Origin of the sequence: Bifidobacterium sp. M0307, assembly GCF_016100445.1 — a bacterium.
Taxonomy (GTDB): Bacteria; Actinomycetota; Actinomycetes; order Actinomycetales; family Bifidobacteriaceae; genus Bombiscardovia; species Bombiscardovia coryneformis.
In genome coordinates this window covers 75502-100679 of record NZ_JACFSL010000001.1, presented here as the reverse complement: position 1 = coordinate 100679, position 25178 = coordinate 75502, and the positions used below count along the sequence as shown (strand labels likewise).

Annotated in this window: 16 protein-coding genes; 12 read left to right on the top strand and 4 right to left on the bottom strand. The window is 61.1% G+C overall.

Annotated elements, in window-relative coordinates; genetic code table 11:
• Window positions 1-52 precede the first annotated feature (52 nt).
• The 5 genes from H3V08_RS00345 to H3V08_RS00325 all read left to right on the top strand — a co-directional run bounded on the left by H3V08_RS00345 (window position 53) and on the right by H3V08_RS00325 (window position 5830).
• Window positions 53-1024: an SIS domain-containing protein gene (locus tag H3V08_RS00345; protein WP_198181223.1), complete on the top strand. Its 972-nt coding sequence runs from the start codon at window positions 53-55 to the stop codon at window positions 1022-1024.
• A gap of 1 nt (window position 1025) precedes the next feature.
• A complete protein-coding gene (locus H3V08_RS00340; protein WP_198181222.1) occupies window positions 1026-1871 on the top strand; it encodes a PfkB family carbohydrate kinase in 846 nt (281 codons plus the stop codon).
• Window positions 1872-2004: 133 nt separating this feature from the next.
• On the top strand, window positions 2005-2739 hold the full coding sequence (locus H3V08_RS00335) for a GntR family transcriptional regulator (RefSeq protein WP_198181221.1): 735 nt from the start codon (window positions 2005-2007) through the stop codon (window positions 2737-2739).
• Between the two features lie 99 nt (window positions 2740-2838).
• On the top strand, window positions 2839-4344 hold the full coding sequence (locus tag H3V08_RS00330) for an amidohydrolase family protein (RefSeq protein WP_198181220.1): 1506 nt from the start codon (window positions 2839-2841) through the stop codon (window positions 4342-4344).
• Window positions 4345-4381: 37 nt separating this feature from the next.
• The gene (locus H3V08_RS00325) at window positions 4382-5830 is read left to right on the top strand and encodes a YfcC family protein (protein WP_198181219.1); all 1449 of its coding nucleotides are present in this window, start codon (window positions 4382-4384) and stop codon (window positions 5828-5830) included.
• Between the two features lie 202 nt (window positions 5831-6032).
• On the opposite strand, the gene H3V08_RS00320 is transcribed toward H3V08_RS00325, so the two are convergent.
• Window positions 6033-6662 carry an NAD(P)-dependent oxidoreductase gene (locus tag H3V08_RS00320; protein WP_033498239.1) on the bottom strand — a complete coding sequence of 210 codons (630 nt, stop codon included), beginning with the start codon at window positions 6660-6662 and terminating at the stop codon, window positions 6033-6035.
• Window positions 6663-6827: 165 nt separating this feature from the next.
• Here H3V08_RS00320 and H3V08_RS00315 point away from each other — a divergent pair, with 165 nt between their 5' ends.
• The 3 genes from H3V08_RS00315 to H3V08_RS00305 all read left to right on the top strand — a co-directional run bounded on the left by H3V08_RS00315 (window position 6828) and on the right by H3V08_RS00305 (window position 9008).
• Window positions 6828-7151, top strand: coding sequence for a winged helix-turn-helix transcriptional regulator (locus H3V08_RS00315; RefSeq protein ID WP_110444487.1), 324 nt, complete (start codon window positions 6828-6830; stop codon window positions 7149-7151).
• A gap of 182 nt (window positions 7152-7333) precedes the next feature.
• Window positions 7334-8569 carry a Na+/H+ antiporter NhaA gene (locus H3V08_RS00310; RefSeq protein WP_198181218.1) on the top strand — a complete coding sequence of 412 codons (1236 nt, stop codon included), beginning with the start codon at window positions 7334-7336 and terminating at the stop codon, window positions 8567-8569.
• 52 nt (window positions 8570-8621) lie between these two features.
• Window positions 8622-9008, top strand: coding sequence for a TIGR02328 family protein (locus H3V08_RS00305; RefSeq protein ID WP_198181217.1), 387 nt, complete (start codon window positions 8622-8624; stop codon window positions 9006-9008).
• Window positions 9009-9029: 21 nt separating this feature from the next.
• On the opposite strand, the gene H3V08_RS00300 is transcribed toward H3V08_RS00305, so the two are convergent.
• On the bottom strand, window positions 9030-10241 hold the full coding sequence (locus H3V08_RS00300; RefSeq protein WP_198181216.1) for an MFS transporter: 1212 nt from the start codon (window positions 10239-10241) through the stop codon (window positions 9030-9032).
• Between the two features lie 153 nt (window positions 10242-10394).
• Here H3V08_RS00300 and H3V08_RS00295 point away from each other — a divergent pair, with 153 nt between their 5' ends.
• The 3 genes from H3V08_RS00295 to H3V08_RS00285 all read left to right on the top strand — a co-directional run bounded on the left by H3V08_RS00295 (window position 10395) and on the right by H3V08_RS00285 (window position 13236).
• Window positions 10395-11135, top strand: a complete 741-nt coding sequence (locus H3V08_RS00295; protein WP_033491331.1) for an SDR family oxidoreductase — start codon at window positions 10395-10397, stop codon at window positions 11133-11135.
• A 102-nt stretch (window positions 11136-11237) separates the two neighbouring features.
• A complete protein-coding gene (locus tag H3V08_RS00290; protein WP_198181215.1) occupies window positions 11238-12572 on the top strand; it encodes a polysaccharide deacetylase family protein in 1335 nt (444 codons plus the stop codon).
• Between the two features lie 247 nt (window positions 12573-12819).
• A complete protein-coding gene (locus tag H3V08_RS00285) occupies window positions 12820-13236 on the top strand; it encodes a hypothetical protein (RefSeq protein ID WP_033498156.1) in 417 nt (138 codons plus the stop codon).
• A gap of 119 nt (window positions 13237-13355) precedes the next feature.
• Here H3V08_RS00285 and H3V08_RS00280 read toward each other — a convergent pair whose 3' ends face one another.
• Entirely contained in the window at window positions 13356-14126 is a 771-nt protein-coding gene (locus tag H3V08_RS00280; protein WP_198181214.1) for an MIP/aquaporin family protein, read from the bottom strand.
• Between the two features lie 221 nt (window positions 14127-14347).
• On the bottom strand, window positions 14348-17941 hold the full coding sequence (locus tag H3V08_RS00275; protein WP_198181213.1) for an SNF2-related protein: 3594 nt from the start codon (window positions 17939-17941) through the stop codon (window positions 14348-14350).
• Window positions 17942-18219: 278 nt separating this feature from the next.
• Between H3V08_RS00275 and H3V08_RS00270 the strand changes: the two genes are divergently transcribed.
• Window positions 18220-25152, top strand: a complete 6933-nt coding sequence (locus H3V08_RS00270; protein WP_198181212.1) for an RCC1 domain-containing protein — start codon at window positions 18220-18222, stop codon at window positions 25150-25152.
• Window positions 25153-25178 lie beyond the last annotated feature (26 nt).

The following is a 25178-nucleotide window of genomic DNA, read 5'->3' as shown; positions in this document are numbered from 1 at the left end:
ATACTCGCACCATAACGTTATATAACGTTATGTGATGAACAAGGAGGTTATCATGCAGGATATTACCGATGTGGCCAAGCGTCTGGTCCAGCACAACAAGGGCAAAATCACCGAGGTCTATTTCGTGGCCTGCGGCGGTTCACTGGTCGACATGTATGTGTCGGACTATTTCATCCGCAGCGAGTCCACAACCATTACCAGCGGGTGGTACACAGCCAACGAATTCGTCCACGCCACCCCCAAGCGCCTCGGCAAGAACTCTGTGGTGATCGCCTGCTCCCACGGCGGCAATACGCCCGAGACGGTCGAGGCCGCCAGGATTGCGAAAGCAGCCGGGGCGCAGACGGTCGGACTCACATACAACGACAAGGCCGACCTGCTCGCCGTTTCGGACTATAGCTTCCTCTACGAGTGGGGCGACGAAACCCGCGTCCACAACAACCCCATGGCAATCATGTTGGAACTGACCGTCGGCATGGTAAACGAATTGGAAGGTTACGATCACTACAACACCTTTATGGAAGGGATGAAGCTGATCGATACCATCGTGGCATCCGCGGAAAAGCAGGTCGAGCCCAGGGCCAAGGCCTTCGCCAACGCCTACAAGGACGAGGAAATGTTCTACGTGATGGCCTCCGGAGCATCCTACGGCCATGCATACGGATTCTCGATTTGCTCCTTGATGGAGATGCAGTGGCTGGATGCAACGGCCGTGCACACCGGCGAGTTCTTCCACGGCCCACTGGAGATCACCGACGAAAACACCCCCTTCATCCTGGCGATGGGTCTTGGACGTACCCGCGAGCTGGACGAGCGAGTGCTGAAGTTCCTCAAGCGGTATGCCAAGAAGATCGAGGTCGTCGACGCAAAGGAACTCGGACTGGACATGATTGACGACTCGGTCAGCGAGTACTTCAACCCCGTGCTCTTCTACAGCGTGCTCAGCAAGTACCGCTATGCCCTGTCCAAGGTCCACAACCATGACCTGGACGTGCGGAGGTATATGGGCAAGGTGGAGTACTGATATGCCGGGCCATATTCCTCACGAGAGCACAAAGGTCATCGGCCTGGGAGACCAGGTTGTTGACCAGTACGTCAACAAGAACGTCATGTATCCCGGTGGCAACGCCCTGAATTTCGCGGCATTCGCCAAGAAGCTGGGGTATGAGGCGGCATTCATGGGGGTATTCGGCGATGACCGTCAGGCCCGGCTGGTCGAATCCAGTATTGACGACCTGGGGATAGACCGCAGTCACAGCGTGGTACGCCACGGTGAGAACGGCTGTGCCAAGGTCAACATCATCGATGGCGACCGCGTTTTCATTGGAAGCAACGAAGGCGGCATCGCGGGACAGGAGCCCCTGCAACTGGACGAGGGCGATCTGGATTACCTGCGGGGGTTCAGCCTCATCCACATGGGAGTATGGGGAAACGCCAATCATCTGCTGCCCGAGGTCAGCAGGCTGGGCATTCCGATCTCCTATGACTTCTCCGACGAGTTCGACAATGCCATGGTTGATGCCGCAATCGGGTACGTGCAGTATGGCTTCTTCTCGGTCAGTGGGATGGAGACCAATCAGGTGGAGGTGTTGCTCAAACACCTCTTCACGGAGCCCAACAGGGCCCTGATCGCCACACGAGGATCCCGGTCCACCGTGGTCTATGACGGACAGGAATTCCATGAGCTGACACCCCACGTCGTCGAAGCCGTTGACACCATGGCGGCCGGAGACTCGTTCCTGACCGCCTTCCTGCTGAATCACGTTGTGCAAGGGCGCGGTTTGGACGAGAGCCTGGTCGCAGGCCAGGACTTTGCAGCAGAGGCGGTGCAGTTGAATGGCTCTTTCGGATATGGCGCACCCATCAGGTAGCCATATCACCATCCAGGTCCAGGCAGTTCGGATCGGGATGTAATCGGATATAGATATGAACCCGGGCAGCAAGGATCAACCGAACCTTGTAAGAGCGGTATGTCAGCCTCGATGAGGTAGCATACTGTGTTACATGACCGATAGGGAGAACCTGATGCTCAAGGGCGATACGCAGATACCGAAGTACGCTCAGATCAAGGCGCTCCTGCTCTCCGAAATTCGGTCCGGCCAATTGGCCCCCGGTGAGAAGATCCCTACTGAGCCCCAGTTGTGCGAACAATTCGGCGTATCCCGTATCACCGTTCGTCGTGCCATTGAGGAACTGGTGGACGATGGTTATCTTCTCAAGAAGCAGGGGAAGGGCACCTTCGTCAGAACCCACAAAATCGACCGGAGAGTCGAATACGTCATGGGATTTACAGAGAGCCTGACCAAGGCCGGCTACAAGCCATCAAGCAAGGTGCTTGAATGCCGTCTGATCCATGCCGAACAGTGGATTACCGAGCAACTTGGCGACCAGTCGTCCGAGGATGTGGTCTATCTGAAGCGGTTGCGAATGGCCGACAACCAACCGGTCATGGAAGAGAACAACTACTTCCCTGCCGATAGGTTCGCCTTCCTCATGCACGAGGATCTGTCAGGGTCCCTCTATGATCTGCTTGAGAGGAAGCACGGAATCCGGCCCATCAATCCCAAGACGACAAGGCTTGGTATGACCTTGGCCGATGCCCGGCTGGCCAAGGAGATGAAAGTGGTCATAGGCACTCCCTGCTTTGAGGTTCATACACTTATCTGCGATCAGGATGACCGACCGGTTCATGTTGGTCATCAGTTTTATCTTGGGGAGTTCTATACCTTCAGCCTCTAACAAGGTGGTCGGCTGAACCCGGAACGCGCATCCTCTTGCCATCTCATAAGGGCAAGTGCGCCCAAAGGACTCCCCAAGTCCTGACGATAAGGACAGACAATGAGGACTGTTGTAAGGTCCCGTCATATCTTTGACGGGATTTCCCCGCACCTCTTCAAGGGGTTTGTGGAGTTTGAAGGATCGACCATCACCAAGGTTGGTCGCGACTGGAATCACGAAGATCCTGGACCCGATTGCGAGGTGCTCGAATATGACGAGTGCCTGGTCATGCCGGGCCTTCACGACAACCATGTTTTCTTCTCCGGATGGATGGCGGCAAACGCCGGCCTGAATCTGTCATCCGCGGATTCCGAAGAGGAGGCCGCACTTCTCTTGGCCAAGGAGCACAGGGAGAATCCGACAAGACCCATATACGCCCATGGATGGAATCGGCAGCTATGGGGCCAAGACCCCGAGCGGGACAGTCTGGATGACATCAGCGACCAGACCCCGATAGTGGCCATCGACTCACTACGCAGCCGTTACTGGATGAATACAGCGGCGGTTCGGCGGTATGGATTCTCCGAGGACCAGCTTGGGGCAGAGGACCGGGCCCTGCTGATCAAAGAGATGACCGGTGACCGAGAGCTGGTTCGGGCTTCATGGAGACGATTCGAGCAATTGCTCCTCGAAAGAGGAGTGGTTTCCTGCAAGGACATCGTTTTCGACGACACAGGCGTACATGGCTGGCTGGCCGATAAGCGCCTGAGGGCCGATCTCTACATAGAGCCCGTAAGGGAGCAGGTAACCGGAGCAAGGCTGAAGCAGATCGCCACACAACCGCTGGGTTCCAAGACCAGGCTACGCGGAGTCAAGCTCATGGTCGACGGAGTCGTCGCTGACGGAACCGCGGATATTCACGGTCGCTATGCCTCCGGTGAGCCCACCCCACAAGTCGATTACCGCGAATTGGAACATCGCGTCCAAGACATCGCAGGCAGCGGGTTTTCCTGTTGCATGACCGCCGAGGGCGACAGGGCCATAGAGGAATCCGCTCGGATACTGTCCTCTGCGGCCGCGCCGGGATTGCACCACTCCATCAGCGACTTGGAGATGATCAATGATCGGGCAGCCGGCGTAATGGCCCAGGCAGGCATCACAGCCGAGTTATATCCGCAGATATTGGGCTTGAACCCATCCGCCCAGGATGCCTACATGCCAAACACCATTGCCGACGATGACGGCAGTGATTTCTTCCATTACAGCAGTCTGACGACGCCTGGGCTGAATCTGACATGTGGTACGGACTGCCCCCTCTTCCTGCCCAGCCTTCCCGAATCCATCCTGCGGGCCAGTCTGCGGGAATTCGACAAGGGAGGCGAGCAGTGGTTCCCCCAGTACGCCCTCCCGGCAATGGCTGTATTGTCCGCCTGGACCAATGATGGTCACTCCAACCGGAATGACCCTGATCCGGATTCACCCGATGCATCCCCGAGTCTGCGACCCGGACAGAGAGCCACCATGGCCATCTTCGACAGGGATCTGGTCCATGCCGACGCGCAGGGCCTGCGCGAGGCCCGGGTGGCAGCCACCTACGTCGATGGACAACCCGCCTACGAGGCCTGACCCGCATTACCCGTATACCCCAAGAAATGAGACAATCATGTCCACAACCAAGACACGCAAGTCATTTACATTCCCCCATAGCTACGCCCTGCTGTTCTTCATGGTCATTCTGGCCGCAGCATCGACCTGGTTGATTCCGAGCGGCCAGTTCGATTCCAAAAAACAGATGGTGGACGGCACGGAGAGGACCGTCATCCTTCCCGGGACCTTCCATGAAATCGGCAAGATCAGCGACGGTCTGGACCACCGTCAGGGTCTGGCCGCCATCCTGGAAGCACCCGGCAACGGAATCATCCAGGCCGTGGAGGTCATCTCCTTCGTGCTCATCCTGGGAGGAGCCTTCGGCATCATCCTCAAAACCGGTGCCATCGATCGGGGTCTCAGGGCACTGGCCGACTCTTTGGGGGCCAAGGGCATTCTGGTCATCCCGATCATGATGCTCCTTGTCAGTCTCGGCGGCTCAACCTACGGCATGAGCGAGGAACTGATTCCCCTGTTCATCATCTTCATCACGTTCATGCTGACAATGGGGTTTGACTCCATGACGGCCATACTGACTCTTTTCCTGGCCAGCCAGGTCGGGTATATCGGTTCAACCATCAACCCCTTCAACGTGCTGATAGCCCAAGGCATCGGCGAAGTGCACGGGAATCCCCTGCTGATGTGGCGTATCGTCTGCTGGGCCATCTTCACCCTGATAGCCGTTGCCTTCACCATGCGGTACGCCTACCGGGTTCGCAAGACCCCCCAATCCTCAATCGTCTATGACAGCGACCAACGCCTGCGCGCCCGACTGCTTTCCGGAAATGAGGGCGCGAACGGCAAGGACGAAACCGGCAAGACCGACACTTTCACCACTCGCGACAAGATCATCATCGGCATTTTTGTCCTCGGATTGGCCGTGATGGTATACGGCATCCTGGCCCTGGGCTGGTATATGACCGAAATCGGCGCCCTCTTCCTCGCCGTGGGCCTCATTATCGGGATTGTGGCGCGTTTCTCGCTCAATCAGATATGCGAGAGCTTCGTAAGCGGATGCGGGGACTTTGTCTATGCAGCGGTAATCATCGGTCTGGCCCGCAGCATCCTGGTCATTCTCCAGGACGGCATGATCATCGATACCATCCTGAACTGGCTGGTGGGACTGCTGGGCAATCTGCCCAAGGGTCTCTTCACCACCATTCTGCTTGCCGTCCAGTCGATACTGACCCTGTTCGTCCCCTCATCCTCCGGCTCCGCAGCCTTGACCATGCCTGTCATGGGTCCCCTGGCCGATCTGGTCCATATCAACCGTGACGTGATCGTGCTGAGCAACCAGTTCGGCAACGGCCTGATGAACATCATCAACCCGACCGGCGGCGTGCTTCTGGCCGGGCTGTCCGTGGCCGGAATCAGCTTCGGTAAGTGGCTGAAGGTCGGCGGGAAGATATTCGCCATTCTGTTCGTTGCGGCAGCCATCCTGCTTTGGGTGGCCACACTCCTCTGACACCGGAGCCGGCCGCGCAGTACAGACCGGAAAACACGGGGCCACACTCCTGCCTTTCGGGTGGATCGAATCGCAGGAGTGCGGCCACGTTGTCATTCATGACGCTATCGGTCTATGCGCCAGGCTTTCCACCGACTGCCCGTAACGGGCCTGTTCAAACCCCCTGGCAGAGCAGGCCCGATTCGGGCTTTCCGCACGACGATTACTTGGCGTAAACGGAAATACGCTCACCGACATGCTTGCCGGATTCGGCCTCGTCCACCATGGCGATTGCATAGTCGGCATAGCTGATGAAGCTCTGACCCTCCGCATTGGTGGTCAGCTCCTCCCCGGCCAGCCCGTAGGAGCCGGTACGCTCACCCTCGGCCTGGAAGTCGGCGGCCGGACTGACATAGGTCCAGCGCACATCGGAACGGGTGCGCAGGTGGGCCAAGGCCTTGCCATGGGCACTGGAGACCGGCTTGTGCGCATCAAGGAAGTCCGGGGTGTCCTCAAGGGCCAAGGTGTGGTCCTTGTTGACGAAGAGGCTCCCGGCGCCACCGACCACAAGCAACCGGGTATCCGTTCCCGACAACAGGTCAGCCAGATGCTTGGCCGCATCGGCGATGTAATGCAGGGTATCCGGTGTCCAGGCTCCCGCCGCATCCACCACCACATCGAATCCGGCAAGGTCGGCCGCCGTCAGATCGAACAGATCCTTGATGATGGCGTGCTGAGCATCGGTCTTGTTGTCGCTGCGCACCACCGCAGTCACTTCATGGCCGCGCTTCACTGCCTCTTCGACAATGAGCCGGCCCGCCTTACCATTTGCCGCAACTACTGCAATCTTCATCATGTGTCCTTTCGTTCAACTTTTTGGAGGTCACTCCGTTTTCCTTGTCGTGATGTACCCTATTACCATACGGATGAAGAAGATAGTAGGCATAAAGAAGTTCCATAGTTACCAAAAGGGAACGTTTGTGGAATTTCATGGTGTTCTGGAATGGAGATTCCTCTGATGCAGGATGAACTACCGGCGTGTCCCGTCGAAACGACACTGTTGCTGATTTCCGATAAGTGGAAGGTCCTGATATTGCGGGATCTGCTGGGCGGGACACTACGTTTTGGAGAGCTGCGCCGCTCCCTGGGCAGCGTCTCGCAGAAGGTGCTCACCGCCAATCTGCGCCAGATGGAGCGCGATGGCCTGGTGCATCGCAAGGTATACCCGGAAGTCCCCCCGCGCGTGGAGTACTCCCTAACGGAAACAGGGAAGAGCCTCAGGCCCGTCATCGAAGCCATGCGCGATTGGGGTAGCAACTACCAGGCCGAACACGCCGCCTGATGCTCCCGCTTGGCGGTATACGGGCTCAGCCGAGCAGAGGCAGGATATACCCCGCCCTTGTCGGGCCCCTGTATTCATGCTCCCTGGTATTCTGCCCATCGGGAGTCCCCAACAGGATTCATGCCGGGAAGACTGGTCGGCGAAACAGACAACATACATCTCTCAGAAGGACCAACGACCGTATGTTTGCGCGCCAGACCAACCCACTCAGGCCTATTCGACACCTCGTCACCAAAACCTGGCTGCACCTATGCAGCACCGCCCAGAACGACCGCAGCACCGCCTTGCTCATGGTATCGGCTGCCATCCTGGGACTTGTTGGGGCCAACTTACCGGCCACTCTCGATACCTATCAGGCGATTTCCACATGGGTTCCCCTGCATGCCCTGGACCACCTCATACCGGGTCTGGACCTGACCGTCAAAGAATGGGTGCAGGACGGCATGTTGACCCTGTTCTTTCTGGTCATCGGCCTGGACCTCCGGCAGGAGATGTCGACGGGAACACTGCGCAACCCACGCCAGGCCCTGACACCGATGCTTGCGGCAATCGGAGGGGTGATCGCCCCCATCGGCATATACTGGGCCATCAATCACTCCGACCCTACAGGACTACGGGGCTGGGCCATACCGACTGCAACAGATGTGGCCTTCTCCCTGACGGCCCTGCGGATACTCGCCCCCGGCACCGGTGCAGGACGCCAGTCATTCCTCATGACCCTGGCCGTATTCGACGACATCATCGGCGTACTGCTGATTGCCGTAGGCTATTCACACCTTTCTCAGCCCTGGATGCTGCTCCCCGCCATGCTCTGTCTGGGCGGCTGGTATCTGCTTATGCGGATGAGGCGAGTCCTCCGCCCAATCGCCCTACTCGCCGCCCTGGGCGCCTGGTACGGGTTTCTTCGTGCAGGGATTCATCCGGTCCTGTCAGGCGTGGCTCTCGGGCTGCTCACCCCGGTCAGGTCTTCGCTTCAGGGCAAGGAATCGAGAGCGGAGAGCTTGAGCAGGAATCTCACCCCCCTATCCGCGCTGCTGGCACTGCCCCTGTTCGCCTTCCTATCCATGGGAATACCTCTGCGCGACTTCAGCCCCATCTGGCTGACGAGTCCCATTTTCCTGGGGATTACCATCGGGTTGGCATTAGGCAAACCACTGGGAATCATGTCCGTGGTTCTGGTCTGCTCGCGGCTGGGACTGAGACTCCCCTCCGGAATCCGTACGGTTGACCTGGGCGCAGTGGCCCAGTTGTGCGGGATCGGGTTCACAATGTCCTTCCTGATCGCCGACCTTGCTTACTCCGGCACAAGTCACATCAGCATGGCCCTTGTGGCGGTCCTGGCCGGATCCGCACTCTCCTTCCTTCTGGCTGCCGTCACCATCGCCTTCACGAAAAGAAAGACCACCAGCCGCGGTTGAAGACTATGCTTGGGAAACCACGAGGAGTGACAGTCCAGGATCGGGGGCAGGTATGCGGCTGTGGCATCAGGACCTGATTGAGGCACTGCCCCGGCAGCAACTCCTGGGGCAGCATAGGGAAATCACCGCCCTCAGGGGGCTTGGCTGGGGCCGCAAGCATGCCACCGTGGATTACGTCTTCTCCCACTCGCCATACAAGCTCTATCAATTCCACATCCTGGTCATGGATGAGATGGCGGCCAGGGGATACCATCCGGATCCGGACTGGCGCGATCCCCTCTATCGCGGCAGGCACTGCGACCCCTATGAACATCTGGAGGCCGTCCGACTCACCTCGCCAATCTATCCGGAGCACGATGAGGCCTATCTGGAGGAGTGCCTGGAAAACCTCAGAGGCAAGGGCATCATCATCAGCCCGGACAACCTTCACACAGCATAAGGCCGCCTCGACAACAGGCGGTCAGCCTTTTCTGCTGACCGGCCTGACCAGCAGGGTGACCAGAACCAGGACCAGCGCCAGGGGCAGGAGGGCGGGCCGGACACCGGTATGGTCGGCCAGGAAGCCGATGGCGGGCGGGATGATCCAGGAAACCCCGTAATAGGCGGTCGAGATGACCGAGGCCCGTTGGGCCGCCATGGACGGGTCCCGTGTAGCCAGGGTGGTGACGATGGGGACGCCCAGGGCCGCACCGATGCCCCAGATGCAGGTCCCCACGAGGGAGACCACCAGGACCGGCGAAAGGGAGTAGACCAGGATGCCCAGAGCCGAAACCACAAGGGTCAGATAGAGACTGACTGTGTTGCCCAGACGCTCGACAACCCAGGGACCCAGCACCCTGGAGACGATCATCGCGGCCGCAAAGACCGTTGGAGCCAGGTTGGCCGTGGATTCCGGCGCGCTGAAGGAATCGACCAATCCGATGCTGCTCCAGTCATTGACGGCACCTTCGCTGGCCTCCAGGGCCACATTGATCAGTGCCAGCATCAGCACCAGGGAGTCCCCCCAGGCCGCCATCTGCTTGCGCATGGGGCTACGGTCGTCGCCAGCGCAATCAGCACCTGAATCTCCGACGGGGCCGGTGTCATCGCCCTGGGGATCGGCCGGGCAAATAAGAAGGCAGCAGGCCATCAGACACAGGGTCACCAGAGCATTGACCGCCAGGTGGACCTCCACCGGTATGCCCAGATGGGAAATCAAAGAACCCAACCCCAAGGCCAGGAACATGCCGAGGCTGTAGGAGGCATGGAATCTGGCCATGACCGAGTGCTCGGCGTTGCGCTCAACGGCTCCGGCCTCGACGGTGTTGACCGTTCCCCAGAGGCTGATTCCCGCCGAATTGAAGAGAAGTCCCAAGACCACGCCAGGCAGCGAGAGCCGCCAAATGGCAACCGAGGCCATCAGCATGCCCAGGCACCAGGTAGAAGCACCCAGAAGCATGGCACGACGCACACCCAGACGGTTGGTCAGAACGCCGGAAACCACCATGCCCACCAGGGCGCCGCACCCGCCAAGGATGGTCATAAAAGCCAGGGAGGAGGGCTGCAACCCCAGTATCTCCTTGACCGACGGCAGACGGGAGAACCAGGCAGAGGTTCCCGTCCCCATGAAGATGAAGAACCCGAAGGTGGCCAGACGTTCGCGCACATTGCGCCGACCGGTATTGACAGCCATCGAATCCTCTCTTTCCTCTTCTCCCCAGCGAGCTGTTTCCATCCTCACACCCTATGGGGACCACGGCGGGACCCGCACGAATCTATCCGTGCAGGCCCGACCATCTTTCTGTACACTTAGGACCGTCAGTTCGTTCTATCAAAGGAGAGTAGTATGACTGATCGTCTCAATGGCAAGGTTGCCATCATCACCGGCGGAACCGGCGGAATCGGACTGGGTGTGGCTGAGTGCTTCGTACGGGAGGGAGCCAAGGTGGCCCTGACCGACATCAAGGAGAGCGACGCATCCAGGGAATTCATGGACAAGTACCATGACCAGGTCATGTTCACCCCCCTGGACGTGACCGATGAAGACCAGTGGATCGAGGCCATCGACAAGGTCCAGGCCGAACTCGGCGAGCTGACCACCGTGGTCAACAATGCAGGCATCGGCGGCAGCGGTGCCACTCTGGACCAGGAGAAGTACGAGGACTGGAAGAAGGTCATCGACATCAATCTGAACGGCACCTTCCTGGGCACCAAGCACGGCATGCGGGTGATGAAGGGCCGCGGCGGCTCCATCATCAACATCTCCTCCATCGAGGGATTCGTGGGCCTGAGCGGGGCCGGTGCTTACAACGCCAGCAAGGGCGGCACCAGGATCCTGACCAAGTCGGCGGCCCTGGACTCGGCCAACAACGACTATAAGGTCCGAATCAACTCGGTCCACCCCGGCTTCATCAAGACACCGTTGATCAGCCAGGACCTTGAGGATCGTATGAGCAAGCTGACCCCCCTGGGGCACATCGGCGAACCCCGCGACATCGGCGAGATCTGCGTCTACCTGGCCGCGGATGAGTCCAAGTTCGCCCTGGGCTCCGAGTTCGTGGTCGACGGCGGATTCATCGCCCAGTGATTCGACCGCCCGGGGGCCGGATCGGCTCCCGGGCACCTAACCCGACCAGAGACGCCATCCTTGCACAGGACAGATGGCGTCTCTCTATCACAAGGTTCAAGTATGGCTGAAGGCGCAGGCACCTCGGACACCCGGGGGCACAAACTCCGACGATCGAAGAAGGTTGCCCTGTCTGTGGCCCTGCTGGTCCCGCTTGCCCTGGTCTCCGGGCTGGCCGCCTACAGACCCGTTTACAACCACTACAGATCGAGCATCTCCAGGTGCATGGAATGGGGTAACGCCTGGAGAATCAGTGATGCCCACCTGAACAGGCTCCTGGATGCTATGGAAGCAGGTCAGGGCGGAGCCCAGCCATCGGCATCCACACAGAAGATCCTGGACAGGATACGGCTTCAGGAAGGCAGGGACCGCAAACAGGCCATGCAGACGGGCGCGTTCGGCCAGGACGGATGCACGGCCCGGCAGATGCCCAGCCACCGGCACAGGATGGCCGATACCCTGAGCGGTCTGACAGCTAAATCCGAGCGGGCCATCGTCGACCTGCACAAGCTGGATACCCGCCTGCCTCCCCGGGCGGACGACCTGGACCGGCTCAGGGCAATCATGCCAGGCATGGCCGAGTTCGCCGAGGACTCCAAGGCCCTGGTCGGCCAGAACAATGCCGACCGATTGACCCTGGTGGAGGACCTGAAGGTCGCGGAGAATCAGACGGACCCGTACAGCGCCAGGACCTTGGAAGAGACCCTCTACAGAGATGCCGACCGCCTGGTTCAGGCCGGGAACAACCGCAAGGGCATCGACTGCGCCCGGCAGTCCTGCCTTGCTCTGACCTTCGACGATGGACCCGACACGAAGCTCACCAACCAGATACTTGATGACCTGATCGACAGCCAGTCACCCGCGACCTTCTTCCCCATAGGGCAAAAGGTCGGCCCTCGGACCACCAGGATCCTGGAGCGGATGACCCAAAAAGGGTACCCGGTCGGCAACCACACCTGGAGCCACCAGGACCTCCCCGACATCATGGCCAGGCATCAGGAGGAACTGCAGATTGCACAGTCCGGTCAGGTAATCCGGAATGCGGCCAAGCGGGCCGTCACGATGGTCAGACCTCCCCATGGCAGGGTGGACGAGGCCAGCAGGTCATACATCGGCAATCATCTCGGGGCGGCCATCGCCTCGTACAACGCGGACTCCTACGACTGGGCCCGTGGCGCCTCCCCCGGCTCGATCACCGGAAAGATCAAGGCCGAACTCCAGCCCGGCTCCATCGTCCTCATGCACGACATCCAGCCCCACACCGCACGGACCCTGCCCGGTCTGCTGGATGACCTGCGCAGGAAGGGATACCGCCCGGTCACCATACCCGAGCTGACCGGGGAATACCCTCGCGCCGGGGCGGTCTATATCTCCCGCACCAACATCCTCAGACCCTGACAGACAGAACCTGCGACCACTTCGTATGTCAACCTGAGGCAATCCCAATTGTCGCGTGGTTTTCGACCGCGACATTTCCTCGCCCACCATCCCACTTTCCGCCCCGGAATTTGCTAACGTAAGAAATGGAAGCACTGTTGCATCCAGGCGGGTCGTCAGAAATTGATGGCCAGCCACTTGTCATGGCACTGCACGGCCATGACATCTGCTTGACCCCGTGCAGGCGGACCAATCAGAAAGGTCAGTCATGGCAGAAGATACACTCATCGTCGTCGATACGTCCATGTTTGCAAAGGACGCTGCATCAAAGACGGCCAAGGCCAACGAGGTGGCCAAAAAGTTCGGGATCAGCGATGAGGCCTTGAAGCAAGTCGAGGACTACAAGGACCAGCTGAGCTATCACCAGGCATGGGACCTCCCCTTCCTGGGATATGTGGACGAGGATGGTTATGGTTATGCCTACGTGCCGGACGAAGCGGTGGCGGCCGACGGGTGGGATGCCCACAAGGCCTTCCTGGATCTGCCTGACGATGTGCAGACGGCCTTCGCCATCCGCATGCTCTTCACCCACCGCGACCTGGACCGCCACGGCGCCGAGATGTTCCTCCACCATGGCCGCGGCCTGACGGTGCGTTTCGAAGGCCCCACCTCAACCAGCTACTGATTCGCTGCCTCACACCGATGCCCCGGAAGGCCAAACCTTCCGGGGCATCGCCTGTTCCCGGAAACTCCGCCCCGCCCCACGCTCCAGATAATCCCCGGGAACTCGGCAGGGTCGGAGGGTCAGGAGACCAACCCGAAGATGCCGGGAAGAACCACACCAATCACTGCACCAATGCAGGGGCCTACAAAGGGAACCCAGGCGTACCTCCAATCCGCGTCCCGCTTGTCGGCCATGGGCAGGAGCGCATACGCCACCCGGGCGGAGAAGTCACGGGCGGGATTCAAGGCGGCACCGGAGATGCCACCCAGGGCCAGAACCAGAACCGTAATGACCAGGGCAACCCCGAGCGGACCGACCTGGGTGGGTGTTCCGCCATTGACAAAGACCCAGGTGACCAGGACGGCCGTACCGACAATCTCGGATACGGCATTCCAGAAATTCGACCTGATGCCCGGCTTGGTGCAGAAGACCGTGAGTTTCACATCAGGGTCGGTGTGCAGGTCGAAGTGTTTGCGGGTGGCCAGGTATCCGATACAGCATCCCACAAAGGCACCCAGGAACTGGGCCAGGATGAAGATACCGACATTGGCGGCCGTGACAGGTATGCCGCCCTTCCCCATGGGCATCCCGTTCAGGGTGGCGCCCGGATTGAACCAATGGTTGACCACCCTTGCCAGGGTGATCGAAGGGTTGAGGTGGCCTCCGGTCCGCCAGCCCACATAGACACCGACATAGACGGCAAGCCCCCAGCCCAGGGCCGCGTTGATCCAGTCGCTCCTGAAGGCGGCGCTCTTGGGCAGTGACCTGCTGGCCGAGACCATGCAGGCGATGGCCATCATGACGGCCGTTCCCAGAAACTCCGAACCGAACATCTCAATACCGCTCATCATGCCTGACCTCATCGTTTCTCGTAATCGAACGCGCGGAGTGCAGCCACCCCCGTAACCCGGGCGGTCAACAACGACCAGCCCGGCAGGTACCGGTAAGGCACCCGTCAACCCTATGCGGCGCAACCGCCGGATAGCATCAGTCCATCAAGCGTAGCCGGAACAGGGTACTCCTGCACAACCGGGGAGATACCGCCACCTTCCCGGCAGACCTACAGTCCGGGTCAGCCCAGGAGGGCAAGGAGGTCTCTGCGGCTCAGGCGGCCGATATCGGAGGCGCCGGTGACCGCTGCGGAATCAACGAACCGGGAGGCCAGATCGCTCTTGGTGTGTTGGAGACCAAGAATCCGCTCCTCAATCGTGTCCTTGGCCACAATCTGATACACATTGACGTCCTGAACCTGTCCAATCCGGTGGGCACGGTCGTTGGCCTGCTCCTGGGCGGCGGCGTTCCACCAGGGGTCGGCGTGAACCACCACACAGGCCCCGGTCAGATTGAGGCCCGTGTTGCCGGCCTTCAGGGAAATCAGGAAGACGGGGGTCTGGTCCTGATTGAACCGATCGACCAATTCCAGGCGCTGCTTCTTGGAGGTGGCGCCGGTTATCATGTCGTACCCCACGCCCAGACCACGCAGGCGTTGGGCAATCAGGTCCAAATACGAGGTGAACTGGGAGAAGATCAGCATCTTCCGGCCAGCGTCCTGACAGGAAAGGACCAGGTCCTCGATGGCATCGAGCTTGGCCGACTGACCATGCCGGTCGGTTTCGGACTGGGTTCCGCCCTCCGGAAAGGCTTCATAGACCAGCCTCGGATCACAACAGACCTGTCTCAACCTGGTCAGCTGGGCCAGAACCTGAATCTTCCCGGTCTCGTACTCCCGGTCCTTCTCGCGGTTCAGGGTGGAGCGGAGTTCCTGTTCGAGAGCGGCATAGAGCTTGCGTTGGCGCCCCTCCAAGGGGACGGTGATGACATTCTCGATCTTCTCCGGCAGGTCGGTCAGGACCTGGGACTTGAGCCGGCGAAGGATGAAAGGACCGACCAGGGCCTGGAGTCTGGCCTGGGCGTCCTGGTCACCACTCAGGATGGGCATCTCGAACCTGTCGCGGAAGTGGCTGTACGGCCCCAGGATTCCGGGCATGAGGAAGTCGAAGATACTCCAGAGTTCGGAGAGCCGGTTTTCCACGGGTGTGCCCGTCAGGGCAAATCGATGGCGAGAATCCACGGTTCGCACGGCCCGGGAGGCCTTGGTGGCGTGGTTCTTGATGTACTGGGCCTCGTCCAGAACCAGGGTATCAAAGGAATATCCCTGGTAGTCCTCGATGTCACGACGGAGCAGGTCATAGGAGGTGATCAGGAGGTCATAGGATCCACTGCCCTCAAGCATGGAACGCCTGTCGGTCTTGCGCCCTGCCAGGATACCAACCTTCAATTCGGGCGCGAAGCGACTGGCTTCGGCAGCCCAGTTATAGACCAGGGAGGCAGGGCAGACGATCAAGGAAGGCAGGGACACCTCGGAATCGCCGAGTGTCCGATTGTGACGGGAGAGCAGGTAGGCAAGCATCTGCACGGTCTTGCCCAGACCCATCTCATCGGCCAGGATGCCGCCGAATCCCCTGTCACTCACCGTGTTAAGCCAGCGGAACCCTTCAATCTGGTAGGGCCTGAGCTGTCCGTGGAGGGTCTCCGGCACCCGGTAGGCCTGGGGGTCCACGGCTTTGAGTCCCTCCAGATAGGAGCTGAAGTCCGGGTCCCGCTCGTCCTGCCCCACCTGGTCATCCAGATAGTAGGACTGGTAGGCCGGCACGGGCACCTGGCCGGCATCCAGAGTCGCAACAGGAATGCCCAGATCCGAGGCCACGGCATCGACCTGGCCGGCATCCAGGGTGGTCAGATCCACAAAGGCCCCGCTACGCAACCGGTGGAATCGCCGACGTTTACGGTACTGGGCCAGCAACTCGGGCACCTCGTCCGGGTCGATCTCCTTGGCGATGGGAGATATTTCAACCAGACCCGACTTGAGTCTGACCCCCACCCTTATCTGGGTATGACTGGTTACGGTCAGGCCATCGAAGGCGGGGGTGGAGAAGACATGACCCATGCCGCGCAGAAGAGGCAATCCCTGGGTCAGGAAGGCATAGACGGCCTTTTCGTCAGACTCCGGAATCCTGGCCACGCCCTCCTGGGGAGCGGGGAAGTACTGACGGACCGCCTCCCTGGCCAGGCGCTCGCTGTCCAGGTCTCGCACGGCATCGGCTGCTGTGGGAAGGTCTTGGAACACAGGGTACCGATGCTCCCCGTACTTGGCCTCCAGATCGCAGCTGATCCCCTCCTGGTCCCGGTCCAGATAGAACTCGATCTGGCATGGGGGACGGCGCAACTCCACGAGTTCAGGTGGGAGGCTGGCGGTCAGGGCAGGGCTGCGCAGCCCACCGCGACCCTGCCTGGGCTCGGCACCTGGCCTACCCAACTCGGGCAGTACGGTCCGGATGAAGAGTTCAAGGTCGTCCCGACCCAGGTAGAGCCGGGAATCCTCCTGGCCCCCACATAGGGTCTCGATAAGCTCACGGTCCCTGATGAAGCCGGGGGAACACCTATGGAATAAGGGGGCGGCATCCTGAATCCCACCGGAAGCGACGGACCTGACCACCACGAACGAGGCGGCCTGGCCTGGAATGAACCGTTCCACCGATGCCTTGTGCTCAATCACATAACCGTCGGAACCGGCATCACCGGATCTGTCGGAGCTGATGCGGATTCCCAGGTCCGGGTCCCCGTCGACCACCCGAGCCGGCAAGGTCTGACGCAGGAAGCGTTCGGAAGGCGTGTAATCCAGGGTCAGATCGGAATCCAGGTAGAGCTCGAGAAGCTGGGCCACCTCGTCGTCGGTAAGGGTCATCCGTCCGAGGGACGACCTGGACACGTGTCGGCCAAACGGATCCTGCTGGGCGGCCAGGCTCCGGCGGATGGCTGCGGCCCGCTCAATCAGCCCAAGCAGGGAGAGCGAACGCTGGTCAAAGGTGTCCCGGGAATGCACAAAGGCCAGGCGCCGACCGTAAGAAACGAATTCGGTCTGGTCCACGGCCCGAAGAAGGGCGGGAATGTCCTTGACCAAGTAGGAGACACCCCTGGAGGCCATGCCGATATGGAGTCGAATTTCCCACCCGCCGGACAGATCGGACAGGTCGGGTCTGAGCCCCACCGACCCGATCGGCAGATGACGCTTTTGGTCAGTGGCGGGAATGGCCTGACCCTCGGCACGAGTGCCGACCTCCCGAAGGAGCTTGAGCTGCCTTTCCCGATAGGAGCGCCTGATGTTCCCGTCCTCCCGGAGCATATAGGCACCCAGGGCATGGGATGTTCTGCGGGTGCCGGTCCTTCGAGCGCCCTGGACCGTTCTACGGTCGAATTGGTCCGGATTCTCGTTGTAGGCCATTATCAACGCAATCACGTGCTTGCACACGGACCCCTGCCGCCCGAAGGCCTGACAGGTGCAGGATGAGCCGACGACCTCGCCGGCGGATTGGTCAAGTCGGGTCTGCACCAGGTAGTCATCGGTCAGGTCATACGTGGAACGGATCCTGGACGAGAGGGTGAGGATATCGCCCTCCTCACGGACCTTCAAATCGGTCATGCGGTGGGCATCCAGAATCTCGTGGGCACGGAAGTAGGCCCTCCCGCCCAGACGGCGCAAGGTGGAATCCGCTATGGTGTCCAGACTGCCGTATGTGGTTGAGTCGTCATCATCGCCTATGTCGAAGAACCCGGAATCGTTACCCCTGCCGGACCTTCCGCCGTAGACCGCCGCATGCCAATCCAAACCCAGGACCTCCTCTGCTGACCATCTTACTTAGGGGAGAGGGGCAAGACTTCTCGTCTCTCCAAGAGCCCACAGACAACGTTCCGAGTCTACCAAGCGAGACACACCGATGAATTGATAAGAAAACCTATATGATTCCTTGCCGCCGTATGATATGTTCTTTGGAAGTTTCATCACGAGGGGGACCGCCTTTTGTGCTGACTCGTCATTGGGGTGGCGAGTGCGGAGACCGATAGTCTCTCAGTTGCAAGAGGCGGGATTATTGGGGAGTTCTCGCTATGCACAATAACAGCGTATCCAGGCACATCGCCAGGCCGATCATAGGCGCGCTTGCCGTCCTGGCCGCCATGGGGGTTGGCCTGATGGCAGGTTCCAACCCGGCTGACGCACAGTTGGCGGACCAGTCCGCACTGTCCCGGACAGAAGGTGATGCAGGTCTTCAGACCCTGAACCCCGGCAAGGGTTCCACCTTGTCTCCCTCGGATACGCCTTCATCGCCGCTCCCGACACCGTCTGCCTCACGGCCCGCTGAACCGGCACCATCGTCAACCACTTCCACCCCGCAATCCGATTCCGGACCGTCCCAGCTGGCGACCCCCAATCCACTGTCAGGCGAGGACTCAGACCAGGCGGCCGCAAAATCCCGTGAACCGGCGGCCAGATCCGGTGACAGCCATACCGTTACATTCACCTCCGAGGCCGGCACCCAAGGCATGCCTGCCGCCCAGACGGTCGTCGACAGAAGGACCGCCACCCGGCCTCTCAGCGATCCCACCCGGCCTGGGTGGACCTTTGCCGGATGGTTCCAGGGAGACGTCGCCTACAACTTCACCCGGCCGGTAACGAAGGACACGGCTCTTACTGCGAAATGGGGCAAGTGGTCCATCAGCCCGACCCAAGGACCCTGGAGGGGCGGCACCGACGTCCAGGTGAATTTGCCCACGGATCAGAATCGGTTTGCTCAGGTTTCGACGGGTGCCATGCACTCCATGGCAGTGGGCAGCGACGGGAACGTATACGTATGGGGATCCAACCGTCACTCCGAGTTCGGCATCGCTGACATACCCTACTCCATGGTCCCGCTAATGGTCCCCATGCCCGAGGGCGTGAAGTTCATTCAGGTATCCGCAGGCTATCAGTTTTCCATGGCCCTGGACAGTCAGGGTAGGGTATGGACTTGGGGTGACGACGGTTATGGAAAACTGGGCCGCAGACCCGATGCCGCCAGCCCCGCCAACAGACCCGGTATGGTCCCCATGCCGACAGGCGTGACATTCACTTCCATCAGTGCCGGTCAGGGACATGCCGTGGCCCTGGATCAGAACGGCGAAGTTTGGACCTGGGGGCCTTCATGGGGCGGCCTAATTGGACGCCCCAGCAGTAGCTCCGCCTCCGGAGATACACCCGGCAAGGCACAGCTACCTGCAGGCACTGTTTTCACAGCCATCAGTGCGGGCATAAACCACTCCATGGCCCTGGCAGCTGACGGGACCGTCTGGACCTGGGGAAACGGCGGGGACTGGCTCGGTCACACCGGCACATCACCCGCAGCGGTCAATACCAATCTGAAATTCACTGATATCAGCGCCGGTGGAGATCACTCCATGGCTTTGGATACGGGCGGCACCCTCCAAACCTGGGGAAGCAATGATTACGGTCAGCTGGGACGCGCGCCCACAACAGACAACCCGTCCACCCAGCCAGGCCCCGTCCCCGGCCTGACCGACATCAGCGTTATTCACGCAGGAAACCAATATTCCGCAGCCACCTCCGGCACCGGGAGCTGGGCCTGGGGACGCAATAATCAAGGACAGCTCGGCACAAACACCACCACAGACTCAGCCACACCAACACGCATGGTCGCTCCCGACGGGGCACCCGCCGGATTCAAGTACATTGGTTTCGCAGCCAATGGTACGAGCTCTTTCCGGACCTTGGTAATCGGATCCGACGGCAACGTCTACGGTACAGGAAACGGAACCTCCGGAGAGCTCGGACAGAACACAACAAAAAGCTCCCTCAAGACGGTGATGGTTTGGAGACCCACCAGCAGGGAGATCACTGCCGTCATATTCGGCGACAGAAACAACGCAGCCGGAGTGTACCGCCGTGCTGACGGGTGGCACACCTCCGCCCCCAGGCAAGGCATCGGCACCGTCGACCTCATCATCCGATCCACCATCGACGGCATCGCCCAACCCGACGAGACCGGCCACCAGTTCACGTACACCGGCACCGCCACCACCGTGACTTTCCAATCCGAACACGGAGCCCCCATACCCCAGCAGGAGGTGGCAGTCGGTGACGTGGCCCAACGTCCAAGTGATCCCTCCGAGGATGGGTGGACCTTTGACGGATGGTTCCAGGGCGACGTCGCCTACGATTTCATCACCCCCATTACCGGCCCCACCACGCTTAAAGCCCGGTGGACATATGGGAACGGCCAATGGTCAGTCCATCCCAGTTCAGGCCCGCGGACAGGCGGCAATGATATACGGCTTGACCCACCAAGCCGTATCGCCTTCAGCCAAGTGGTAGCAGGTGGTTGGTTCTCGTTGGGCTTGGGAAGCGACCAGAACATATACGCTTGGGGATCCAGTTCAAACGGCGAACTGGGCAACGGCACCACGACAGGACATAACACTCCGGTGAAGGTACCCATGCCTGAAGGCGTGAAATTCACTCAAGTATCCGCAGGCAACAAACATGCCATGGCCCTGGACAGCGAGGGCAGAGTCTGGACCTGGGGCAGCGACTTTTACGGCCAACTCGGCCGTGTACCGGACGGTGCAAATCCGGCCAACAAACCTGGCATAATCCGCACGCCGACAGGCGTATCGTTCATTGCCATCAGCGCCGGCTCCGAATTTTCGGTGGCCTTGGACCAGGACGGAAACATCTGGACCTGGGGCGACAACGGCTGGAGAACGCTCGGACGGTACGCCACCACCGCAGAAGAAAGAAGAACTCCCGGAAAAGTAGTAATGGCGAGTGGAGCCACCTTCGTTGCCATCAGCGCCGGCAGCTGGCACTCCACAGCACTGTCCGTCGACGGGACCGCCTGGACCTGGGGTTACCTTGACGAGCGGTCCGGACGCTTCGGAAGTACTGACTCGCACAACGGCACAGGCCCCGCTCCGGTCAACAGCAATCTGAAGTTCACAAAAGTCAGCTCAGGCAGTGATTACTCCTTGGCCATTGCCACAGACGGCACCGTCCTGAGCTGGGGCCGCAACGGGTATGGCCAATTAGGTCGCACACCCGACGACACCAACCCCGCCGGCAGACCAGGGCGCATCGATAACCTGTCCGGGGTCACCGACATCAGCACCTCGCAAAATTCCTCCTCCATCGCCATCACCTCCACAGGTACCTGGGCCTGGGGCCACAACAACAGTGGGCAGCTGGGCATCCCCACCAGCATGGGCAGTGACAGCAAGGGTGTGCCCGTGCCCACCAGGATACCTGCGCCCACGGATGCACCCAACGGTTTCTCATACCTCAGGGTCGCACCCTCCAACAGCTATGGTCACACGCTGATCATCGGCTCCGATGGCTCCACCTACGGTTTCGGTTACGCCGCAGCCGGCCAGCTTGGACGCGGCACCGTCGTACAAGCAGAAACTTACGAATCGGCCAGCGTATGGTTTCCGTGGCCGTTGACCCTGTCCGGCGTCACCTTCGACGGAGTACCGGCCCAGGGCGTGGTGACACGGCAGACGGACGGTTCCTGGATTGCGCGTCCTCCTGCCCACTCGCCGGGACAGGTGGAGCTACGGGTGCCCTGGTCACGACCAGGTCTGGACCAGGGTGTGGAAGTCCTGCCCTATACATATCTGCCATTGAGGCACCAGGTCAGGTTCGACCCAGGCAACGGAGACCCGGTTATCGTCCAGACCGTGGATGAGTGGGGGCTCGCCAGCCGGCCTGACACGGATCCGACCCGTGCCGGCTACCAGTTCGACGGATGGTTCCAGGGCGAAGCGGCCTACGATTTCACCCAGCCCATCTCTGAAGACACCACTGTGACGGCCAAATGGAGCCATCCAGGTTCCTGGTCACGGTCACCCGCATCCGGCCCCACCGGCGGCGGCACGGCCATAACCCTCACCGCCCCCTCCGGAGCATTAGGCGCACGCCTGGCCGGCATCAACGCAGGCGGATCCCATTCCGTGTCCGTTTCCAGCGACGGACAGGTATACGCGTGGGGCGACAACACCCACGGCCAAATCGGCGACGGCACCCACACCGGACGCACCCTCCCCACCGGCACAGCCGCACCTGCAGATGTGCTCTTCACCCAGGCGACGGCAGGCAGGAACCACACGGCAGCCCTCGACACCGCCGGGCGGATCTGGACCTGGGGCGACAACTCAGATGGACAGCTCGGACGCGGAACGGTCGGCGGAGATGATTCCACACCCGGCCTTGCCGCCACTGGCGATACACGATTCACCCAGATCAATGCCGGCGACGACCACACCATCGCCCTGGACACGACCGGGCACGTCTGGACCTGGGGCAACGACACCTACGGCCAGCTCGGACGCGGAGCGGCCGGCAGCGCCACCGGCACACCCGCAATACGCCCGATGCCCGAAGGTACGCCGCCCGGGCTGGCCTACACACAGATACAGGCCGGAGGCAATCACTCCCTCGCCATAGCCAACAACGGCACCCTGTATGCCTGGGGCGACGACACCTACGGCCAGCTGGGCGACAATAAGACCGGGACCACCACGGCCACCCCCTCCCCCGTACGCACCCCGACCGGCGCACCCCCTAGCTTTACCTGGTTGTATCTGGCCGCAGGCAAGGACCACACCCTTGCCATCGCAACCAACACCACCGCCAACACCACCGCTGTATACGCATTCGGCTCCGGCCAGCACGGCCAAATCGGCAAATACCCTGCAGAGGCCGACAACCCCCTGCCTACCAAGTCCGACCTGCCCAACGGTGCCACTATCTTGAGAGTCTCTGCCGGGGGTCAGACCTCGCAGGCCATCATCTCCACTGGAGCTCTCTACACCTGGGGAAGCAATACGAACAGCCAGATCGGCGACGGCACCAATACCGACAGGACCGTGCCAGTCGCCATCACCACCCCGGGCCGGGCAAACTTCACATGGAAGCGGGCCGCAGTGGGAATGAGCCACACCCTTGGCATCGACTCGACAGGCACCCTGCATACCTGGGGCGACAACACCCACGGCCAGCTCGGCGAAGGAACCGACACGCCCCGATCCACGCCCGGAAAGACCTCTTTCCCCACCTTGCAGGTCACCTCGACCGCATTCGGGGCTCGACCAGGCGGAAACCCCAGCCCACAAACCGACGATTCCTGGCAGGTCACTGCACCAGCGAGGAAGCACCGGCCCGGTCGGGTACCCCTGACTATCCGATGGAGTCTGAACGGCAAACCACAACCCGACACCGACCTGGACTACACCTATGCCCCGAGCCGGTACACCGTCACCTACGACACCGACGGAGGGACACCCGTCCCTCCCGATGACACAGTGGACGAGGATGGGACCACGGCACGGCCTGCCACCGACCCCACACGAGCGGACCATGTGTTCGACGGATGGTTTGACGGAGATACGGCTTACGACTTCACCCAACCCATCGATCGGGACATGACCCTTACCGCCCACTGGCACCAGCCCGGCCGCTGGACGCTGAGTCCGGACCACGGCATTGACTCCGGCGGCGAGACCGTCACTCTGACCCCTCCCGCACCAGGCGGCATGCGCCTGGCCCAGGTCAGCACAGGAAGTCGAAACTCACTGGGCATCGGCTCCGACGGCAACGCCTACGCCTGGGGATCCAACGATAGCGGTCAGCTCGGTGATGGGACCCGTACCGACCGATCCACCCCCGTAAGAGTCGCCACTCCGACCGGAGCAGGCAGCGGATTCACCTGGACCCAGGTCCAGGCCGGAGACTCCATGGGCATCGGCCTGGGCTCCGACGGCAACGCCTACGCCTGGGGATCCAACACCAGCGGCCTCGGCGACGGCACCAGCACCATCTCCGCCCTGCCCGTCCGAGTCGCCACCCCAACCGGCACCGCACCCGAATTCCGGTACACGCAGGTCGCAGTCGGCGGTCAGCAGCTCATGGCACTCGGCAGCGATGGCAACGCCTACGCCTGGGGATCCAACACCAGCGGCCTCGGCGACGGCACCAGCACCTCCTCCGCCCTGCCCGTCCGAGTCGCCACCCCAACCGGCACCGCACCCGAATTCCGGTACACCCGTATCAGCACTGGAGACGGATTCGCCCTGGCACTCGGTAATGACGGGCAGGTATACAGTTGGGGTTCCAACTCCAACGGCAGGCTCGGCCAAGGCAGCACGAGCAGCGGAAGCGGACTGCCCGGGCCCATTGCCACACCCGCAGGAGCCGACAAGGCCCCCGTCTTCACCCAGATCAGCGCAGGTGCCTACCATGCCCTGGCCTTGGACGAGGACGGGCACGCCTGGGCCTGGGGCCGCAACGACAACGGGCAGGCCACCCCTGCCTTGAGCGGAGACCAGGCCGTACCCGTCCAGGTACCGCTCCCCCAGGGCGCACCCGAAGGGTTCGCCTACACCCAGCTGGCGGCAGGGGGAAGCCACAGCCTGGCCATCGGAACCAATCAGGTGGTCTACGGATGGGGCGACAACACCCACGGCCAGCTCGCCGACGGGCGCGCTTCACAGCAACCCGCACAGGCCAAGAACCCTGATACCCCCAATCAGGCACTCACCGCCCGCGCCATCAGCGCCGCAGGTGACCACAGCCTGGCCATCGGAACCAATGGAACGGCCTATGGATTCGGGCAGAACACCAACCACCAGGGTGGCACAAGAGCCGGATCCGCCGACCTCACCGAAGCAACCCCCATCACCATTCCAGCCGACGGAGTACCCACCCGAATCTCCTTCGACGGGCAGGACAGCACCAACATCCGTCAACAACCCGACGGCACCTGGCAGATCACCACACCTGCCCATGACCCCGGATCGGCCACCGCTCGCATCCAGTGGACCATCGCCGGGTACCCCCAACCCGACGACACCTCCAACACCTACACCTTCCAGCACACCGCCAGGCTCCCCAACGCCGGCGGGATCGGCATCGTCCTCCTGCTGGTCGTAGGGTTGCTGACCATGGCAGCTGCCGCTGCGAGGCAACGACAGCTGAAGGGACCGCGGGAGTAGACAACCCGGAGGGGCATGCATCAAGG